14 protein-coding genes are annotated in these 16,873 nt (G+C 70.0%); 1 reads left to right on the top strand and 13 read right to left on the bottom strand.

The window, feature by feature from the left end:
- Positions 1–213 precede the first annotated feature (213 nt).
- Positions 214–1,188 carry an AraC family transcriptional regulator gene (locus GKO32_RS34590; protein WP_312869072.1) on the bottom strand — a complete coding sequence of 325 codons (975 nt, stop codon included), beginning with the start codon at positions 1,186–1,188 and terminating at the stop codon, positions 214–216.
- Between the two features lie 114 nt (positions 1,189–1,302).
- On the opposite strand from GKO32_RS34590, the gene GKO32_RS34585 reads away from it, so the two are divergent.
- Positions 1,303–2,166, top strand: coding sequence for a class I SAM-dependent methyltransferase (locus GKO32_RS34585; RefSeq protein ID WP_154761130.1), 864 nt, complete (start codon positions 1,303–1,305; stop codon positions 2,164–2,166).
- Here GKO32_RS34585 and GKO32_RS34580 read toward each other — a convergent pair.
- From GKO32_RS34580 to mraZ, 12 genes are all read right to left on the bottom strand, one after another.
- Positions 2,127–2,915 carry a cell division protein FtsQ/DivIB gene (locus GKO32_RS34580; RefSeq protein WP_154761129.1) on the bottom strand — a complete coding sequence of 263 codons (789 nt, stop codon included), beginning with the start codon at positions 2,913–2,915 and terminating at the stop codon, positions 2,127–2,129. The two genes, GKO32_RS34585 and GKO32_RS34580, sit on opposite strands and share 40 nt — an antisense overlap.
- Before the next feature lie 3 nt (positions 2,916–2,918).
- Positions 2,919–4,307 (bottom strand): UDP-N-acetylmuramate--L-alanine ligase, encoded by a 1,389-nt coding sequence (murC, locus tag GKO32_RS34575; RefSeq protein WP_312869071.1) that lies wholly within the window; start codon positions 4,305–4,307, stop codon positions 2,919–2,921.
- Positions 4,304–5,416: an undecaprenyldiphospho-muramoylpentapeptide beta-N-acetylglucosaminyltransferase gene (gene murG / locus GKO32_RS34570; RefSeq protein ID WP_376766034.1), complete on the bottom strand. Its 1,113-nt coding sequence runs from the start codon at positions 5,414–5,416 to the stop codon at positions 4,304–4,306. Before murG ends, murC begins: the two co-directional genes overlap by 4 nt.
- Positions 5,413–6,840: a putative lipid II flippase FtsW gene (gene ftsW, locus GKO32_RS34565; protein WP_154761144.1), complete on the bottom strand. Its 1,428-nt coding sequence runs from the start codon at positions 6,838–6,840 to the stop codon at positions 5,413–5,415. Before ftsW ends, murG begins: the two co-directional genes overlap by 4 nt.
- Positions 6,827–8,221 carry a UDP-N-acetylmuramoyl-L-alanine--D-glutamate ligase gene (murD, locus tag GKO32_RS34560; RefSeq protein WP_154761128.1) on the bottom strand — a complete coding sequence of 465 codons (1,395 nt, stop codon included), beginning with the start codon at positions 8,219–8,221 and terminating at the stop codon, positions 6,827–6,829. The genes ftsW and murD overlap by 14 nt, the downstream gene beginning before the upstream one ends.
- A 102-nt stretch (positions 8,222–8,323) precedes the next feature.
- Entirely contained in the window at positions 8,324–9,388 is a 1,065-nt protein-coding gene (mraY, locus tag GKO32_RS34555; RefSeq protein WP_312869069.1) for a phospho-N-acetylmuramoyl-pentapeptide-transferase, read from the bottom strand.
- Positions 9,385–10,845, bottom strand: a complete 1,461-nt coding sequence (locus GKO32_RS34550) for a UDP-N-acetylmuramoyl-tripeptide--D-alanyl-D-alanine ligase (RefSeq protein ID WP_154761127.1) — start codon at positions 10,843–10,845, stop codon at positions 9,385–9,387. Before GKO32_RS34550 ends, mraY begins: the two co-directional genes overlap by 4 nt.
- Positions 10,842–12,419: a UDP-N-acetylmuramoyl-L-alanyl-D-glutamate--2,6-diaminopimelate ligase gene (locus GKO32_RS34545; protein ID WP_312869067.1), complete on the bottom strand. Its 1,578-nt coding sequence runs from the start codon at positions 12,417–12,419 to the stop codon at positions 10,842–10,844. Before GKO32_RS34545 ends, GKO32_RS34550 begins: the two co-directional genes overlap by 4 nt.
- 80 nt (positions 12,420–12,499) lie before the next feature.
- A complete protein-coding gene (locus GKO32_RS34540) occupies positions 12,500–14,392 on the bottom strand; it encodes a peptidoglycan D,D-transpeptidase FtsI family protein (RefSeq protein ID WP_154761126.1) in 1,893 nt (630 codons plus the stop codon).
- A complete protein-coding gene (gene ftsL, locus GKO32_RS34535) occupies positions 14,392–15,090 on the bottom strand; it encodes a cell division protein FtsL (RefSeq protein ID WP_154761125.1) in 699 nt (232 codons plus the stop codon). The genes GKO32_RS34540 and ftsL overlap by 1 nt, the downstream gene beginning before the upstream one ends.
- Positions 15,087–16,037, bottom strand: a complete 951-nt coding sequence (rsmH, locus tag GKO32_RS34530; protein WP_154761124.1) for a 16S rRNA (cytosine(1402)-N(4))-methyltransferase RsmH — start codon at positions 16,035–16,037, stop codon at positions 15,087–15,089. The genes ftsL and rsmH overlap by 4 nt, the downstream gene beginning before the upstream one ends.
- A gap of 191 nt (positions 16,038–16,228) precedes the next feature.
- A complete protein-coding gene (mraZ, locus tag GKO32_RS34525; protein ID WP_312869066.1) occupies positions 16,229–16,660 on the bottom strand; it encodes a division/cell wall cluster transcriptional repressor MraZ in 432 nt (143 codons plus the stop codon).
- Positions 16,661–16,873 lie beyond the last annotated feature (213 nt).

The raw sequence follows: 16,873 nt of genomic DNA, 5'->3' as shown, positions 1-16,873 counted from the left end.
TTGATCGGGTCGGCCTACTTTTGGTCGGTTTGGTAACTCGTACCGCTCGCCCGGAGTGGCACAACCACAAACCTCAACCCGAGGTTTAGAGTTATGTCAACTTCTGGCTTGTTGCAGGACGGTAGGGATCAGGCAGTCAGGAATCCAGCAGCCACGCCGCGTGTCGCCCAAGCCTTTTTCGCCACAACACTTTTGTCCCGGGCGGCTCCCCCGTCAAGGTGAAGCTTCCCCCTGGTGCAGCGGAAGTTCGGCGCCACTGTGGACAGTGCCGGCCCGGCCGCGCTTTCGCTCGAGGTTGCGGAAGCGGCCGGGTGAGATCCCGTACTCGCGGCGGAAGCTGGCCCCGAACGCGAATTCCGTCGAATACCCGACCTGGCGCGCGATCGCCGCGAGGGGTGCGTCGGTCTCCCGCAGCAGCCGGGCCCCGTAGGTCAGGCGCCAGCCGGTCAGATACGCCATCGGTGGCTGCCCCAGCAGTGCGCTGAAGCGCTTGGTGAACGCCGTCCGCGACATTCCGGCGCTCTCGCTGAGTTCCCGCACCGTCCACCGCCGGCGCGGGTGGGCATGGATCTCGCCGAGCGCCGCGGCGATCGCCGGATCGGCGACGTCCGGCCGGTCGGCCATCCGGTTCTGTTCCAGCCACTGCCGCAGAACATGGGTCAGCATGAGATCGAGCAGGGCCGAGCGGGTGGTGCCGGCGCCGGGGCCGGTGCCGGGCATGTCCGCGCTGATCAGGTCGGTCAGTGCCCGCAGTTGAGGCGCCCGGTCGTGGTCCGGCGAAATGGCGATGACCTCCGGCAGCGACCGGAGATAGAGGGGCACCTGTCCGTGCTCGAGCCAGTACGCGCCGCACAGGAACTCGACATCGGCCGGGTCGCCCGGCGGCCAGTCCCCGAGCACGGCCGGCGCCAGGTCGTCCAGTGACGACGGCGCATGGCTGAGCCCGTGCCCGGCGCCGGACGGGGTGAGGACGACATCGCCCGGCGTCAGCTCACGGGGCGGCCGGTCGGCCGTGATCAGCCAGGCGCCGCCGCGCAACAGCACATGGAAACCACTGCCTGCGAAGGGAGAATATCGCCAGCCCCACGAGCCGGAGTCCTTGACCGAGCAGGCTTCGGCGCGCCCGATCCGGACGCTGCTGATCGCCGCGCTGAGCACGTCCACCCGCTCGATCGTATCGCGCGGCACCGACCGCCCCGTGTACGCATTCGTATGGATCCGCGCCGCCGAAGCATGGGCGGACCCACCGGAACCTGATGTGCTGGATGTCGGTGGTCCCGGCCGGGGCCACCATGAACTGGCATGAAGAAGGATGATCAGACAGTGACCGAGGCCACGGCCCTGCACAGTTTCGATGCCATGCTTACGACCTACGAGCGATGGGCCCAGCCTTGTTCCCAGACGTTCTCACGGGCAGCGCTCGACGGAGCGGCTCTCCCCGTCGGCGCAACGATTCTGGACGTGTGCGCGGGCATGGGCGCCCTGGCGGTCCCGGCGGCCGAGTTGGGGCACCGCGGGTGGGCGATCGATGTATCCCCGGGGATGATCGAGCGGGCGGCCGAGCGGCTGAAGCCGCACGCCGGATGGTCCACCGAGGTGATGGACGCGCTGGACTTGCACTTCGGCGACAACGAGTTCGACGCGGCCTTCTCGGTACTGGGCGTGGTGTACTTCGGCCCCGAGACGGGGACGGCGCTCGAGCAGATGGTCCGGGTGGTGCGGCCGGGCGGCGTCATCAGCGTGGTGAATTGGGCGGAGCCGCTGGGTGCGACGTTCTTCATCCCGGTGTCTCGGGCCGTCGACCGCTTCGACGATCCCGAAGTGGGGAAGTTCGTGGCTCCGCTGACGGAATTCCTGGAAGGTCCGCAACTTGAGCGTGCGCTGAGCGGCGCGGGCTGCGTCGACGTGCGCTCGGAAAGCGTCAGCGGGCATTTTGCCGTTCCCAGCGCCGAAATCTTCATGGAAGAGCTCGATTCGGTCTTCCAGGTCCTTCCCCAGTACCGCGCCGCGATCGCCAAGGACCGTGACCGCTTCCGGGACATCCTCGTGGAAGAAGTACTGCTGATGGCGTCGAAGGAACTCCCGCCGGCGCGCGCCAACATCGCATACGGCCGGGTGCCGACTCCTCAGGAAACCGTGGGCAGTTCCGGGCTCGCCACGTCGTAGATCCTGCCGTCGCGGGTCATCAGTACGGCCAGCACCTTCATCTTGCGGTCCGGTGCGTCCGCGCTGCCCCAGCGCACGATTTTCCCGTTGGCCAAGGTGAACTCGACGCCGCCGGGGGTCTGCGCGCGCACGGCGGTCACCTGGTCCTCGAGCGGCTGCGGCAGCGAGGCCAGCACGGCCGTCACCGACCGCGTGACCGCGTCGTCCGGTGCGACATGCGCCAGGTCGAGTTCGGGGAGTTTCCCGGGTTTGTTCTGCACCGTCTTGTAGTCGAGACCGGTGCCGTCGACGAGATGCACGCCGCCGGGACCGGTGAAAAAGCCGATCGGGGCGCGCTCGGTCACGGTGATGTCCACAGTGGACGGCCACGAGCGCGACACGTCGACCGACGCGACGCCGGGCAGCTGCATCACGCGATCAGCGATCTCGTCGGTGTCGACGAGCATCATCGGCTTGCGGTCGGGCACCCCGGCGGCGGCGCGGATCTGGTCGGCGGGCACCGTCGAGGCGCCCTCGACGTCCACCGAGCGCACGCCCAGCATCGACGTGAAGAAGATCAGATACCCCAGCGTCAGCACGGTGAGCAAGCTCAGCAGCGCGACCCACCGGCGGCGCACTCCGCGCCGCCGGCTGGCGCCGGTGCCGGTGCGAGTGCGGGCGGTCACCGGACGGCGGCCGCGGCGGCTGCGCGCCGGAGTGCTGCGCCGGGGCGCGGGCCCGCGCCGCTGCTCACGCTGCCGGGTGACCATGGGTCAGGCCCCTGTCCGCCGGTCGAGTTCGGCGAGGATCTCCGGGCCGAGCTGGGTGACATCACCCGCGCCCATGGTGACCAGCAGATCCCCCGGCTTCACCAGATCGGCGGCCAGCGGCACGACCCGGTCGAACGCGGGCTCGTAGTGCACACCGGCGGCGTCGATCCGCTCGGCGATGAGCGCGCCGGTGACCCCCGGCTCCGGCTCCTCGCGCGCGCCGTACACGTCGAGCACGACCACCTCGTCAGCCAGCGACAGCGCCTGCGCGAACTCGGCCGAGAACGCCTTCGTGCGCGAGTACAGATGCGGCTGGAACACCACGATCACCCGCCCGTTCCCGGCCGCGTGCCGCACGGCCCGCAGCTGTGCGGCGACTTCGGTCGGGTGGTGGGCGTAGTCGTCGTAGACGCGGGCGTCGCCGGCGCGGCCCTTGAACTCGAAGCGCCGCCGCACCCCGCCGAAGGCGGCCAGCCCTTCGGCGAGCCCGTCGGCCGGCGCGCCCAGTTCGAGCCCGGCCAGCAGCGCGGCGACCGCGTTGAGACCCATGTGCTCGCCCGGCACCGCGACCGGGACCGTCAGTTCCTCGCCGTCCAGCGAAATCCGTACCGCCCCACCGGTTTCGGTCGGGTGGTAGGCCAGCACCCTGGCGTCGTGGTCCCCGGTGACGGTGCGCCCGTAGCGCTGCACCCGGATGCCTTCGACGTCGTCGGCAAGCGCGTTCGCCGCCGCGTCGTCACCGCACACGATCAGCAGCCCGCCGGGCCGGATCCGCCGCACGAACTCGGTGAACACCGCCGCGTACGCCTCGGGTGTGCCGTGATGGTCGAGATGATCCGGTTCGACGTTCGTCACCACCGCGACCGATGGGGAGTAGGTCAGGAACGATCCGTCGCTCTCGTCGGCCTCGGCGACGAAGATGCCGCCCTCGCCGTGGTGCGCGTTCGCGCCCGACTCGTTGAGGTCGCCGCCGATCGCGAAGGACGGGTCCAGCCGGCAGTGCTGCAATGCGACGGTGAGCATCGACGTGGTGGACGTCTTGCCGTGTGTGCCCGCGATGCAGGCCACCCGGTGCCCTTCCATCAGCAGCGCGAGCGCCTGTGCCCGGTGCAGCACGGGAATTCCGCGTTCACGGGCCGCGGAAAGTTCGGGATTGGTGTCCTTGATCGCGGTCGAGACGACGACCGCGGTCGGGTCGGCCAGGTTCTCCCCGCGCTGCCCGATCTCGATCCGGGCGCCCTGCGCACGCAGGGTCAGGAACGCGCGCGAATCCTTCGCGTCGGACCCGGACACCTGCCCGCCGCGGGCGAGCAGGATGCGGGCGATGCCGCTCATCCCCGCCCCGCCGATGCCGATGAGATGGGCGCGCTCGAGTTGCTGCGGAACACTCACTTGGCGGCCTCCAGGACGATCTTCGCCAGCACCTCGTCGGCTTCGCGGTGCCCCATGCCCACGGCGGCCGCGCTCATCTTCGTCAGCTCGCCGGGGTCGGTCAGTCGTGAAATGACCAGCTCGGCCACCTTCGCCGGGGTCAGGTCCGCGTCGTCGACCAGCAGCGCCGCCCCCGCGTCCACCGCCGGGCGCGCGTTCGTGGCCTGCTCGCCGTTGCCGATCGGCAGCGGCACGAACACCGCGGGCAGGCCGACGGCGGACACCTCGGCCGCGGTCATCGCGCCCGAGCGGCACAGCACCATGTCCGCCGCCGCGTAAGCCAGGTCCATCCGCTCCAGGTAGGGCACCGGCACATACGGCGGGCGGCCCGGGAACTCTTGCACCACAAGCGTGTTCTTGGGTCCGTGCGCGTGCAGCACGCCGATGCCGGCGTCCGCCAGTTCCTTCGCCGCGCCGGACACCGCGTTGTTGATCGAGCGGGCCCCCTGCGAGCCACCGAACACCAGCAGCGTCGGCGCGTCCGGGTCGAGCTCGAAATGCTCGCGGGCCTTCGCCCGCAGCGCGGCGCGATCCAGCGTCGTGATCGAACGCCGCAGCGGGATGCCGACGACCTCGGCGTGCGGCAACGGCGTCTGCGGGACGGCGACCGCCACCCGCTTCGCGAAGCGGGCGCCGACCCGGTTGGCCAGGCCCGGCGACTTGTTGGCCTCGTGCACGACGATCGGCACGCGCCCGCGCGCCGCCAGATACGCCGGGAGCGACACGTAACCACCGAACCCGACCACGACGTCCGCGCCGACCCGGTCGAGCACCTCCCGGGCCTGGCGCACCGAGTCACGCACCTTCAACGGCAGGCGCAGCAGGTCGGTGGTCGGTTTGCGCGGCAGCGGCACCGGCGGGATCAGCTCGAGCGGGTAGCCGCGTGGCGGCACGAGCTCGTTCTCCAGCCCTTTTGTCGTGCCCAGCGCGATGACCTTCGCGTCAGGGCGGAGACGCTTCACCGCGTCGGCGAGCGCCATCGCGGGCTCGATGTGTCCGGCAGTGCCGCCGCCCGCCACCACGACGGTGGGGGCCGGTCGGGCAACGGCACTGGTCACGCCTTCAGTCACGTGGTTCCTCTTCGCGTCGAACGTCTACCGTAGTCCGGCGCCGCGCGACGGCGCTCCGCCGGCTGGGCGGAGCGCGTGCGGCGCGCGGACGGCCGGGCCCCGCGGGAGCCGCTCGCGCGTCCACTGCCCCGCCGTTTCGCCGGCGGGCGGTAGACCTCGGGCGCGGGCAACCGCAGGAGGCGCCCGAATTTACCCGGTCCCTGCGTGCGCAGTGCCGCGACCGACTCGGGTTCGTGCCGGGCCGCGTTCGCCAGCAGGCCCATCAGGAACATGGTGACCCAGATCGAGGTGCCACCGGCGGAGATCAACGGCAGCGTGACGCCGGTGACCGGCAGCAGCCCCACCACATACCCGATGTTGATTCCGGCCTGGGACACGGTGAACACGGTCAGCGTGCCGGCCACGATGCGGATCCACGGGTCCAGATTGCGGGTGGCGATGCGCAGCCCGACGATGGCGAGTCCGACGAACAGCCCGATCACCACGATGCAGCCGATGAACCCGAGCTCCTCGCCGATCACCGCGAAGATGAAGTCGTTCTGCACGTTGGGCAGGTACGCCCATTTCGACGGTCCCTGGCCGAGCCCCTTGCCGAACAGCCCGCCGTCGGCGAGCGCGTATTTCGCCTGGGTGGCCTGGTAGGCAGCGCCGCTGGTGTCCGCGGTGGGCGAGAGGAACGACAGCACACGCGAAGCGCGATAGTTGGCGGTCAGCGCAAGCGTCACGACGGCGGCGATCCCGCCCGCGAACAACACGGCGAACAGCCGTTTCGGCGCGCCGGCGAACCACAGCAGCGAAGCCAGCACCACGCCGAGCGTGATCGTGCCGGAGAGGTTGGGCTGAGCCATCACGAGCGCGAAGATCAGCAGCGCGACCGGCACCACCGGGACCAGCAGATGCCGCCACTGGTGCAGCAGCTGGTATTTGGTGACCAGCACATGCGCGCCCCACAGCGCGAGCGCGACCTTGGTGAACTCGACCGGCTGCACCGAAAACCCGCCGATCACGAACCACCGTTGCGCGCCGCCACCCGCCGAGCCGAGCGGGGTCAGCACGAGCGCGAGCATGCCGAGACTGACCAGCACGGCCAGCGACGACAGCGCGCGCGTGCGCCGCAACGGCAGCCACAGGCCGAACCAGAACACCAGCGCGCCGCTGGCCACGAACATGAGGTGCTTCTTGAACAGCGCGTACACGCCGGAGCCGGTGGCCGGGTCGACCGACGCGACCGACGATGCCGACAGCACCATCACGACGCCGATCGAGGTCAGCAGCCCGGTCAGCGCGAGCACCAGGTGGAAATCGGCCAGCGGGCGGGAAAGCCACGCCGTCAGCGCGGTGTAGACCGACCCGAGCCTGCTCTCGGCGACCCGCTTGCGCCGGGGTCTGCGCGCTGCCTCGGGTTTCTCCTCAACCGCGGTCATCCGCGCCGTCCCGGAGTCCACGCACTGCCTCCGCGAAGGTGTCGCCGCGGTGGGCGTAGTCCCGGAACTGATCCATCGATGCCGCGGCCGGTGCCAGCAGCACGACGTCCCCAGGACGTGCCAGCACCCGGGCCGCCTCAACCGCCGCGTTCATGGGCTCATCGTCACCCGCGGGCACCCGCCGGACGGGGACATTCGGCGCGTGTCGCGCGAGAGCGGCCGCGATCACCCCGGAATCGGTGCCGAGCAGAACCGCACCACGCAGCCGGTCCGCGACCGCGGTGACCAGCTCGTCCACGTGCGCGCCCTTGAGCAGCCCGCCCGCGATCCACACGACGTCGGGATGGGCGAGCAGCGACCCGGCGGCCGCATGCGGGTTGGTGGCCTTCGAGTCGTCGATGTAGCGGACGCCGCCGATCTCACCGACCTCCACAGCGCGGTGCGCACCGGGCTGGAACTCGCGGAGTCCTTTCGCGACGGCTTCGGTGCCGACCCCGTACGCACGGGCCAGCGCCGCGGCCGCGAGCGCGTTGGCCAGGTTGTGCGGCCCGGCGGGACGGATGTCGGCGACGGTGCAAAGTTCCTCCGCGTGCGCGGGATCGGCGACGAAGGCGCGATCGACCAGCAGGTCCTCCACCAGGCCCAGCTGTCCGGGGCGCGGCGTGTCCAGCCGGAACCCGACGGCGCGGGGATGGCCGCCGGCCAGCCTCACCGACCACGAGTCATCGGCGTTGAACACGGCGATCCTCGAATGTGCCTGGATCTTGCCCTTGTCGGCCGCATACGCCTCGATCGAGCCGTGCCAGTCGAGGTGATCCTCGGCGACGTTGAGCACGACCGCCGCGTGCGGCGCGAGGCTGTTCGACCAGTGCAGCTGGAAGCTCGACAGTTCCACGGCCAGCACGTCGTACCCGGCGTTCACGGCGTCCAGCACCGCGAACCCGACGTTGCCGCAGGCGACCGCGTTGAGCCCGGCGGCGCGCAGGATCGACTCCAGCATGCCGACGGTGGTGGTCTTCCCGTTGGTCCCGGTCACGGCGAGCCACACGGGTGGCTGCTCGCGCCGCTGTCCCAGGCGCCAGGCCAATTCCACGTCGCCGATGACCTCGATCCCGGCTTCCGCGGCGGCGACCAGCAACGGCGACGTGGGGCGCCAGCCGGGGCTGGTCACGACGAGATCCACGTCCACGGGCGGCTCGGTGAGCCCGACCGCGGTTTCGGCGCCGGTGCCGTCGAACTCGGCGAGCCGCGCGGCATTTCCGTCGGCGACGGTGACGCGCGCGCCGAGGCCGAGCAGTACGGGTACGGCCGACCGGCCGGTCACCCCGGCTCCGGCGACCAGCACATGACGTCCGGCGAACACCGTTGAGGAGTTTTTCATAAGCGGCAAAGTCCACGCGAGTTGAGCGTTGGGAGCGCGCGAGTTGAGCGTTGCGTGCGACGGGAACGCGCAACTCGCGCAGCGGGAAAGGTCAACTCGCGCTCAGCCTCCCGCGCCCAGCTGTTCGGAGTAGAAAAGCCCGAGGCCGAACATGCAGCAAATGGCGGCCAGCAACCAGAACCGGATGATGACCGTGGTTTCCGCCCAGCCCGCGAGTTCGAAGTGATGGTGGAACGGCGCCATCCGGAACAGCCGCCGCCGGGTGGTGCGGAACACCGCGATCTGCAGCACCACGGAGATCATCTCGACCATGAACAGGCCACCGATCACGATGGCCAGCAGTTCGGTGCGGGTCGTGATGGACAGCCCGGCGACGAGCCCGCCGAGCGCGAGCGAACCGGTATCCCCCATGAAGATCTTGGCGGGCGCGGCGTTCCACCACAGGAACCCGACACAGGCGCCCGCCGCGGCCGCGGCCACCACCGCCAGGTCCAGTGGGTCACGCACGTCGTAACAAGCGGCCTGCGGCGTGTTCGAGCACGACAGGCGCTCCTGCCAGAACGCGATCACCACGTAGGTCGCGAGCACCATCGCCGACACCCCGCCGGCGAGCCCGTCCAGCCCGTCGGTGAAGTTGACCGCGTTGGACCAGCCGGACACCACGATGTAGACGAACAGGACGAACAGCACCGCGGGGAACGTGATGAGCGTCAAGTCACGCACGTAGGACAGGTGCACCGACGCGGGCGTGAGGCCGTAGCGGTCGGAGAAGTTGAGCACCAGCACGCCGAACGCGACGGCGACCACCAGCTGCCCGACGAGCTTCGCCGTCTTGTTCAGGCCCAGGTTGCGCTGCTTGCGGATCTTGATGAAGTCGTCGAGGAAACCCACCACGCCAAGGCCCACGGCCAGAAACAGCACCAGCAGACCGGAGACCGAAGGCATCTGCCAGTTCAGCAGGTGAGCCACGAAGTAGCCGGCCACCATCGCGATGATGATCGCGACCCCGCCCATCGTGGGAGTGCCGCGCTTGGACTTGTGTCCCTGCGGGCCCTCCTCACGGATCTCCTGACCGAAGCCCTGCCGGGAAAAGACCCGGATCAGGTACGGGGTGAGCAGAATGGAGACCAGAAGCCCGATCCCCGCGGCGACCAGAATGCTGATCACGCAACACCATCCTCGAGCAGCGCGCCGGCCACGCGCCACAGGCGGGCGGCGTTGGAAGCCTTGACGAGCACGACGTCTCCCGGTTCGAGTTCCGCGCGCAGCAGTGCGATCGCGGCGTCGGTGTCGGACACCAGGACGGACTCCTCTCCCCAGGAGCCCTCATGACTGGCGCCCTGGTGCATGGCAGCGGCGTCGTCTCCGACGACCACCAGCTTGCCGATGTTGAGCCGGACCGCCAGGCGGCCGATCTCGTCGTGCGCGGACACGCTATCGGCACCCAGTTCGGCCATCACACCGAGGACCGCCCAAGATCGCTTGCCGCGGCTCATGGACGCGAGCGTCTTGAGTGCGGCCCGCACGGATTCGGGATTGGCGTTGTAGGAGTCGTTGAGGATCGTGACCCCGTCGCCGCGGGTGACGACCTCCATCCGGCGGGCCGAGCGGCGCTCCACAGTGGACAGTCGCGCGGCGACTTCGTCCACAGTGGACCCGAGCTCGAGGGCGACGACCGCGGCCGACAGCGCGTTGCCGACATGGTGCTCACCGTGCAGCCCCAGCTTCACCTCCGCCGAGCCCCGCGCGGTGACGAGCCGGAAGGACGGCCGCGCCTGCTCGTCGAGCGTGACGTCCTCGGCGCGCACATCCGCGCCGGGATGCTCGCCGACGCCGACCACACGGGCCTTCGTGCGGCTCGCCATCGCCGCGACGAGCGGGTCGTCCAGGTTGAGCACGGCGACACCGTCCTCGGGCAGTGCCTCGACGAGCTCGCCCTTCGCCTGCGCGATCGCTTCCTTCGAACCGAATTCGCTGACGTGCGCCGAACCGACGTTGAGCACCACACCGATCCGCGGCGGCGCCGTCACCGCCAGCTCCGCGATGTGGCCGCGCCCGCGTGCGGACATCTCCAGCACGAGATGCCGGGTGTGCTCATCGGCGCGCAGGGCCGTCCACGGATGACCGAGCTCGTTGTTGAACGACCCTGGTGGTGCGACGGTGGGCCCCAGCGGTTCGAGCAGCTGCGCGATCAGGTCCTTTGTGGACGTTTTGCCGGACGAGCCGGTGACGCCCACCACGGTGAGTCCCTTGGCGGACAAGCGTTTGACGACATGCCGCGCGAGCTTGGCCAGCGCGGCGAGCACTGCCGCGCCGGAGCCGTCGGTGTCCCCGGTGAGGGCGACCGACCGCTCGTGCGCGCGCCCAGCCGGCAGCGGCGGCACGACCACCGCGGGCACGCCGACGCCGCGGGCGGCGAGCACACCGGCCGCCCCGTCCCGCACCGCCTGCGCGGCGAACTCGTGACCGTCGACCTTTTCCCCTGGCAGAGCAAGGAAAAGCCCACCAGGGCCGAGCTTGCGGGAGTCGAACTCGACGCTGCCGGTGACGACTGGAGTGCCGTCACTGTCGTGCACCGTCCCGCCGACGATACTGGCGATCTCCGCCAGGCTGAGCGAGATCAAGCGGATACTCCTGGTTGTCCCTCGAGCCGGTGGCGGATGGCGGCCGCCAGCTCGTCACGGTCGGAGAACGGGTGCACGATGCCGCCGGCTTCCTGCCCGGTCTCGTGCCCCTTCCCCGCGATCAGCACGACATCGCCGGGTTCGGCCAGCTCGATGGCCTTGGTGATGGCGGCACGCCGGTCGCCGATTTCCAGCACCTTGCCACCGGCCCTCGCGGCGCGCGCGCCGGTGAGCATCGCGGCACGGATCAGCGCCGGGTCCTCCGAGCGGGGATTGTCGTCGGTCACGATAAGCACTTCGCTGCGGCGCGCCGCGGCCTCGCCCATCATGGGGCGTTTGCCGGTGTCGCGGTCACCGCCGCAGCCGAGCACGGTGATGATGCGATTGCCGGTGCGGGCGCGCAGCGCGTCGAGCGCCTCGGCGACCGCGGCGGGCTTGTGCGCGTAGTCCACCACCGCCGTGAACTTCTGCCCGAGATAGACCCGTTCCATCCGGCCCGGCACCTCGACGCTCGCGAAACCGTTGACGATGTCGAGCAGGCTGATCCCGGTGGTGTCCAGGATCGCGGCGGCCAGCAGCGCGTTGGCGACGTTGAAGGTGCCCGGCAGCGGGATGGTCGCGCGCGCCGTGCGGCCTTCCGGCCCGCGCAGGGTGAACGACTGCTCACCGGCCGGCGTGCTCTCGATATCCGTTGCGGTCCAGGCGGCCTCGACACCCGGCTGGGTCGACACGGTGATCGTGTGCGGTTTGACCAGAGCCTGGCCCCACGCGGTGTCGACGACGACGACCTCGGTGGTGGAGCGCCCGTCGAACAGCAGCGACTTGGCGGCGAAGTACTCCTCCATGTCGCGGTGGAAGTCCAGGTGGTCCTGGGAGAGGTTGGTGAACGCACCGACGCCGAACCGGGTGCCGTTGACCCGCCCCAGCGCGAGCGCGTGGCTGGACACCTCCATCGGCACATGCGTGACACCGTGCTCGAGCATCACCGCGAACAGCGCCTGCAGGTCGGGTGCCTCGGGGGTGGTGAACGCGCTGGCGAGCCGCTCCCCCGCGATCCGGGTCTCGACGGTGCCGATCAGCCCGGTGGTGAACCCGGCGGCGCGCAGACCGGAGTCGACGAGATACGACGTGGTGGTCTTGCCGGAGGTCCCGGTGATGCCCAGCACGGACAGCTCCAGCGACGGTTCGCCGTAGATCCAGGCCGCGACCGCACCGAGCACCGCGCGAGGATCGTTGTGCACCAGCACCGGCACGTCGGCGTCCCGCAGCGCGGGCCGCTCGGCGCCCTCCTCGTCCGTCAGGACCGCGGCCGCACCCGCCGAAAGCGCCTCGGCGGCGAAGTCCGCGCCGTGCGCGCGGGCGCCCGGCAGCGCGGCGAACAGGTCGCCCGGCAGGACATGCTGGGCACGCAGGGTGGCGCCGGTGACCGCCGTGTCGTCCTGGCCGATCACCCGGGCGGCCGCGCGAGCGGCCAGCGTGGCAACCGGAACCGGCTCGATCCGCGCCGGCCGTGGTGGCGCGAGCGCCGCCTTGACCGGGCTGTCCGGGACCTGCCTCTCGTTGTTGACCGACACAGCCGGAAGGTTACCGACGACGTGCTCGCTTCCTGCGAGCCGGTGCGCATTCTCGTGAGCCGGGTCGCTGTTCGCGACGGTTACTGGTTGATCTGCAACGGCATATAGGGCGTCGGCGCCGAGGAAAGCGGAATCTGGTACCGCTGCGTCAGATACGACGCCAGGTCGTGGAACAGCGGCGCCGCGGAGTGGCCGGCCGGGAGGGTCGTATCGGGGGCGTCGAGCCAGATACCGACGACGAAACGCGGGTTGTCGGCGGGAAGCATGCCGGCGAACGTGATGTTGTAGAGCGAATCGCTGTACGCGCCGGTCACCGGGTTGACCTGCTGTGCGGTGCCCGTCTTGCCGGAGATCTGGTACCCCTCCAGCGCCGCGGTGGGCGCCGTGCCGCTGTTGCCGTTCTTGCCACTCTGGGCGACCGCACGCATCATGTCGCGCACCGTCTTCGCGGTCTGCGGGCTCACCACCTGCTGGGTTTTCGGCGCGGCCTCGGACACGACCGTGCCGTCCGGCTTGATCTCGTTTTTCACGATGCGCGGTTGCACACGCAGTCCGTCGTTTGCGATCGCCTGGTACATCCCGGCCATCTGCACCACGGTCATGGAAAGCCCTTGCCCGATCGGCAGGTTGCCGAACGTGGTGCCGGTCCAGGTGTTGCGTGGCGGCACGAAACCACGGCTCTCGCCCGGCAGGCCGATCCCCGTGCTCTGGCCGATGCCGAACTTGCCCAGATAGTCCAGATACCGGTCCGGCCCGACCTGCTGCGCCAGCAGCAACGTGCCGATGTTCGAGGACTTCGCGAAGATCCCCGTCGTGGTGTACTGCACGGCGCCGTGCGTCCACGCGTCGTGCACCGTGTGGTCGGCGACCTTGAGCGAGCCGGGCACCTGGTTGACCGCGTCCGGGGTCGTGACACCCGTGTCGATCGCCGCGGTCGCGGTGACGATCTTGTTCACCGACCCCGGCTCGTACGGCGTGGTCACCGCCGTGTTGTTCATCAGGTCGGTGGTGTAGGTGGCCGGGTCGTTCGGGTCGAAGGTGCGGTCGTCGGCCAGCCCGTAGATCTCACCGGTCTTCGCGTCCATGATGACTGCGCTGCCGCCCTTGGCGTGCGACTTCTTGACGTAGTCGGAAAGCTGGCTCTGCAACGCGTACTGCACGTCGGAGTCCAGGGTCAGCGTCAGGTCGTTGCCCGCCGTCGCCGGCTGCACATCCCGTTCGGTGCCAGGGATGATGACGCTGTTGTTGCCCTGCGCGGTGTCCGCGACATACTGGCCCGGCTTGCCCGCGAGATCGGCGTCACGGGACATCTCGAGCCCGGCGATGCCGTGCAGGTTGTGTTTGGAGACATCGGGATCATCGGTGCGCCAGTTCGCCAGTCCGACCACATTGGACGCCAGCGTGTTCGCCGGGTACTCGCGCGCGGACTGGGTTTCACTGCCGATCTCCGGGAACCGCTTGGTAATCTCGTCCGAAATGGACGGTTCGACATCTTTGACCAGGTAGGTGAAATCCTGCGGCTTGTGGAGGTCGGCCAGCATCTCGGTCTCGGTGACCTTGCCGGGCAGTTTGGCGGCGATGAACTTCGCCGCCGCGGCCGCACGGGTGTCGAAGTTCTGGCCCAGTGCCGGATTCTTCTGCGCGTAGTCCGCCCAGGTCTTGCGCATGATCTTGAGGTTCACCGACAGCGCACGGGTTTCCACACTGAACGCGAGCTTGACCCCGTTGCGGTCCTCGATCGCGCCCCGCTTCGCGGGCACCGTAATCGTTGTGGTGCGCTGGTTCTCCGCCTTCGCCGAGAGTGCCTCGGCCTGAAAACCCTGTACCTGCACCAGTTTCAGCCCGGCCACGACGAGGACACCGACGAGCGCGACCCGGACGGCGACGTACCGTCCCTTGCCGGTGGCCGCGCTCGGGCGCCCGGCGACCTGCCGGACGCGGGCGGTGTACGTGCGCCGTGACCGGGCCGCCATCACTGGCCTCCCGCCTGAACCGGGGGCTGCTGCTCCTCACCCTGGGCGACGTCGCCTTCGATCGGCGCGGTGGTCTGGCCGGCCGGGGCCTGGCTCACCGGGTTCTGCGGGGGTGCCGCGGGCGGCGCCGCTGCCGCGGGGGGCGGGGCCACGGGTGCCGGCGGCGGTGCCTGCCCGGCGACCTTCTTCGGCTCGCCGACGACGGTGATCGAGCCGTCCGCGTTCTGCACGAGATGCGCCGGGTCACCGCCGGGCACCATGCCCAGCGCCTTGGCGCGCTCGGCGAGTGACGACGCGGCCTCCGCCTTCGTCACGTCCTGCTGCAACAGCTCGGACTGCTCGGCGAGGTTCGAGTTCTCCTGCCGGATCTGCTCCAGCCGGTAGGAGTCGGCGATCGCCTGCGTCGACAGCAGCAAGGTGGTGGCCACGCCGACGGCGAGCAGAGTCATCACGATCAGCACGAAGGAAGCGCGTGACTTCGGCCAGCGCAGGCGCAGCTTGTGGCTCTGCTGGCGCGGCTGTTTTTCCGTGCGGCGCACCACTTCCACGCGCTGAGCACGGCGCGCGTACGCCCGCTCGGCCGCGGTGCTGCGTTGCTGCCCGCCGCGGGTGTGCCGCCGCTCCGGGCGGATGGTCTCTCTCGGGGGCGGCGGGGTCTCGGCCGGTGGCTTCCGCCGGGTCCGGGTGGGCGCTGTCATGCCGTCGCCTCCTGTACGCGTTCCGCGGCACGCAGCCGCACGGAAGCGGCGCGCGGGTTGTGCTCGATTTCGGTCTCGTCGGCCTTCTCGGCCCCTCGGGTGAGCAGCTTCAGTTCGGGCCCGTGGCCGGGCAGCTCGACCGGAAGCCCCTCCGGGGTGCGGGACTTCGCCAGCTCGGCGAGCGCCTGTTTGACGATCCGGTCTTCCAGCGACTGGTAGGACTCCACGACGATCCGCCCGCCGACCGAAAGCGCTTTCAGCGCGGCCGGGATCGCGGCCCGCAACACCGTCAGCTCCCCGTTGACCTCGATCCGCAGGGCCTGGAAAGTCCGCTTCGCCGGATGCCCGCCGGTGCGCCTGCTCGCCGCCGGCACGGCGTCGTAGAGCAACCGCACCAGTCGGTCGCTGCGCTCGAAGGGCTCACGTTCTCGTTCCGTCACAACGGCTTTGACGATCCGCTGGGCGAATCGTTCCTCGCCGTAGTCACGCAGGATGCGCACCAGCTCACCCGGCGGGTAGGTGTTGAGCACGTCGGCGGCGGTCGGCCCGGTGGTGGGATCCATGCGCATGTCCAGCGGGGCGTCGCGGGCGTAGGCGAACCCGCGGTCGGTGCGGTCCAGCTGCATCGACGAGACCCCGAGATCGAACAGCACGCCGTCCACTGTGGACAAGCCGAGCTCGTCGAGCACCGCGGGCAACCGGTCGTACACCGCGTGCACGAACTCGACGCGATCCCCATGGCGGGCAAGCCTTTCCCGGGATCGCTCGAGGGCGTCGGGATCACGGTCCAGCGCGATCAACCGCAGCGACGGATGCGCGGACAGCAGGGCGTCGGAGTGGCCGCCGAGTCCGACCGTGGCGTCGACGAGCACCGCCGGGCGCCCGGCGACGGCGGGCGCGAACAGGTCGAGCACCCGCTGCAGCAGCACCGGTACATGTTCGGCCATGATCACTCCCCCCTTTTCCCGCAACAGAAACGGATGCCGTCAGGTCCCCGCCCGCCCGCTGAGAACCTGGTGCCGGGGAAGGTGCACCAGGGCCACTGAGCGGACAGAGGCCTCACGGCATCCGAGTCCAGGTCGTCCCGCTGCCAGGACCCACGCCCCCCGACGGCGTGGGTGCCGGCTCACCGCCACCGCTAGAACACGCCCGGCAGAACCTCTTCCTGCGCCTGCGCGTAGCTGTCCTCGTGCTCCTCCAGATAGGTCTGCCACGCTTGCGCGTCCCAGATCTCCAACCTGGTGATCGCCCCGATCACCACGCACTCCTTGTTGAGCCCGGCATAGCGCCGTAGCTCGGACGCGATCGCGATGCGCCCCTGCCCGTCCGGGCGTTGCTCGTCGGTTCCGGCGAACAGATAGCGCTGGTATGCCCGCACCGCCTCGTTGGTGAACGGTGCGTCGGCCACCTTGCGGGCCATCTGCTCGAACTCGGCGCGCGGGAAGACGTACAGACAGTGGTCTTGCCCCTTGGTGACCATCAGCCCACCTGCCAGCGCGTCGCGAAACTTCGCGGGCAGCGTGAGCCGCCCCTTGTCGTCCAGTTTCGGAGTGTGGGTACCGAGAAACACCGGCCCCACCTCCCACGGGGCCTCCCTTCCGCCCCACTGTGCACCACGGTACCCCACTTTTCACCACAGTCAACGGCGTCAACATCCCCTTCCGAGCGAATCTCGCGGAGTTTTCGCAGGTGAGAGCTGGTGGTGCTGAGTGGGGGAAAGGTGGGGGGCCATGCCGGGTGTCCCCCGCCGCGGGGGTACGAGTGACGGTAGAAGGGGAGCCCC

It is taken from the genome of Amycolatopsis pithecellobii (assembly GCF_009707865.1).
In the GTDB taxonomy this organism is placed as follows: Bacteria; Actinomycetota; Actinomycetes; order Mycobacteriales; family Pseudonocardiaceae; genus Amycolatopsis_E; species Amycolatopsis_E pithecellobii.
This window is presented reverse-complemented; position numbering and strand designations above follow the sequence as displayed.

Coding starts and splice junctions, on each gene's coding strand:
- ftsW (WP_154761144.1), bottom strand. CDS start 6,840: ATGACCGCGGTTGAGGAGAAACCCGAGGCAGCGCGCAGACCCCGGCGC.
- GKO32_RS34540 (WP_154761126.1), bottom strand. CDS start 14,392: ATGGCGGCCCGGTCACGGCGCACGTACACCGCCCGCGTCCGGCAGGTC.
- GKO32_RS34580 (WP_154761129.1), bottom strand. CDS start 2,915: ATGGTCACCCGGCAGCGTGAGCAGCGGCGCGGGCCCGCGCCCCGGCGC.
- ftsL (WP_154761125.1), bottom strand. CDS start 15,090: ATGACAGCGCCCACCCGGACCCGGCGGAAGCCACCGGCCGAGACCCCG.
- rsmH (WP_154761124.1), bottom strand. CDS start 16,037: ATGGCCGAACATGTACCGGTGCTGCTGCAGCGGGTGCTCGACCTGTTC.
- murD (WP_154761128.1), bottom strand. CDS start 8,221: ATGAAAAACTCCTCAACGGTGTTCGCCGGACGTCATGTGCTGGTCGCC.
- GKO32_RS34585 (WP_154761130.1), top strand. CDS start 1,303: ATGAAGAAGGATGATCAGACAGTGACCGAGGCCACGGCCCTGCACAGT.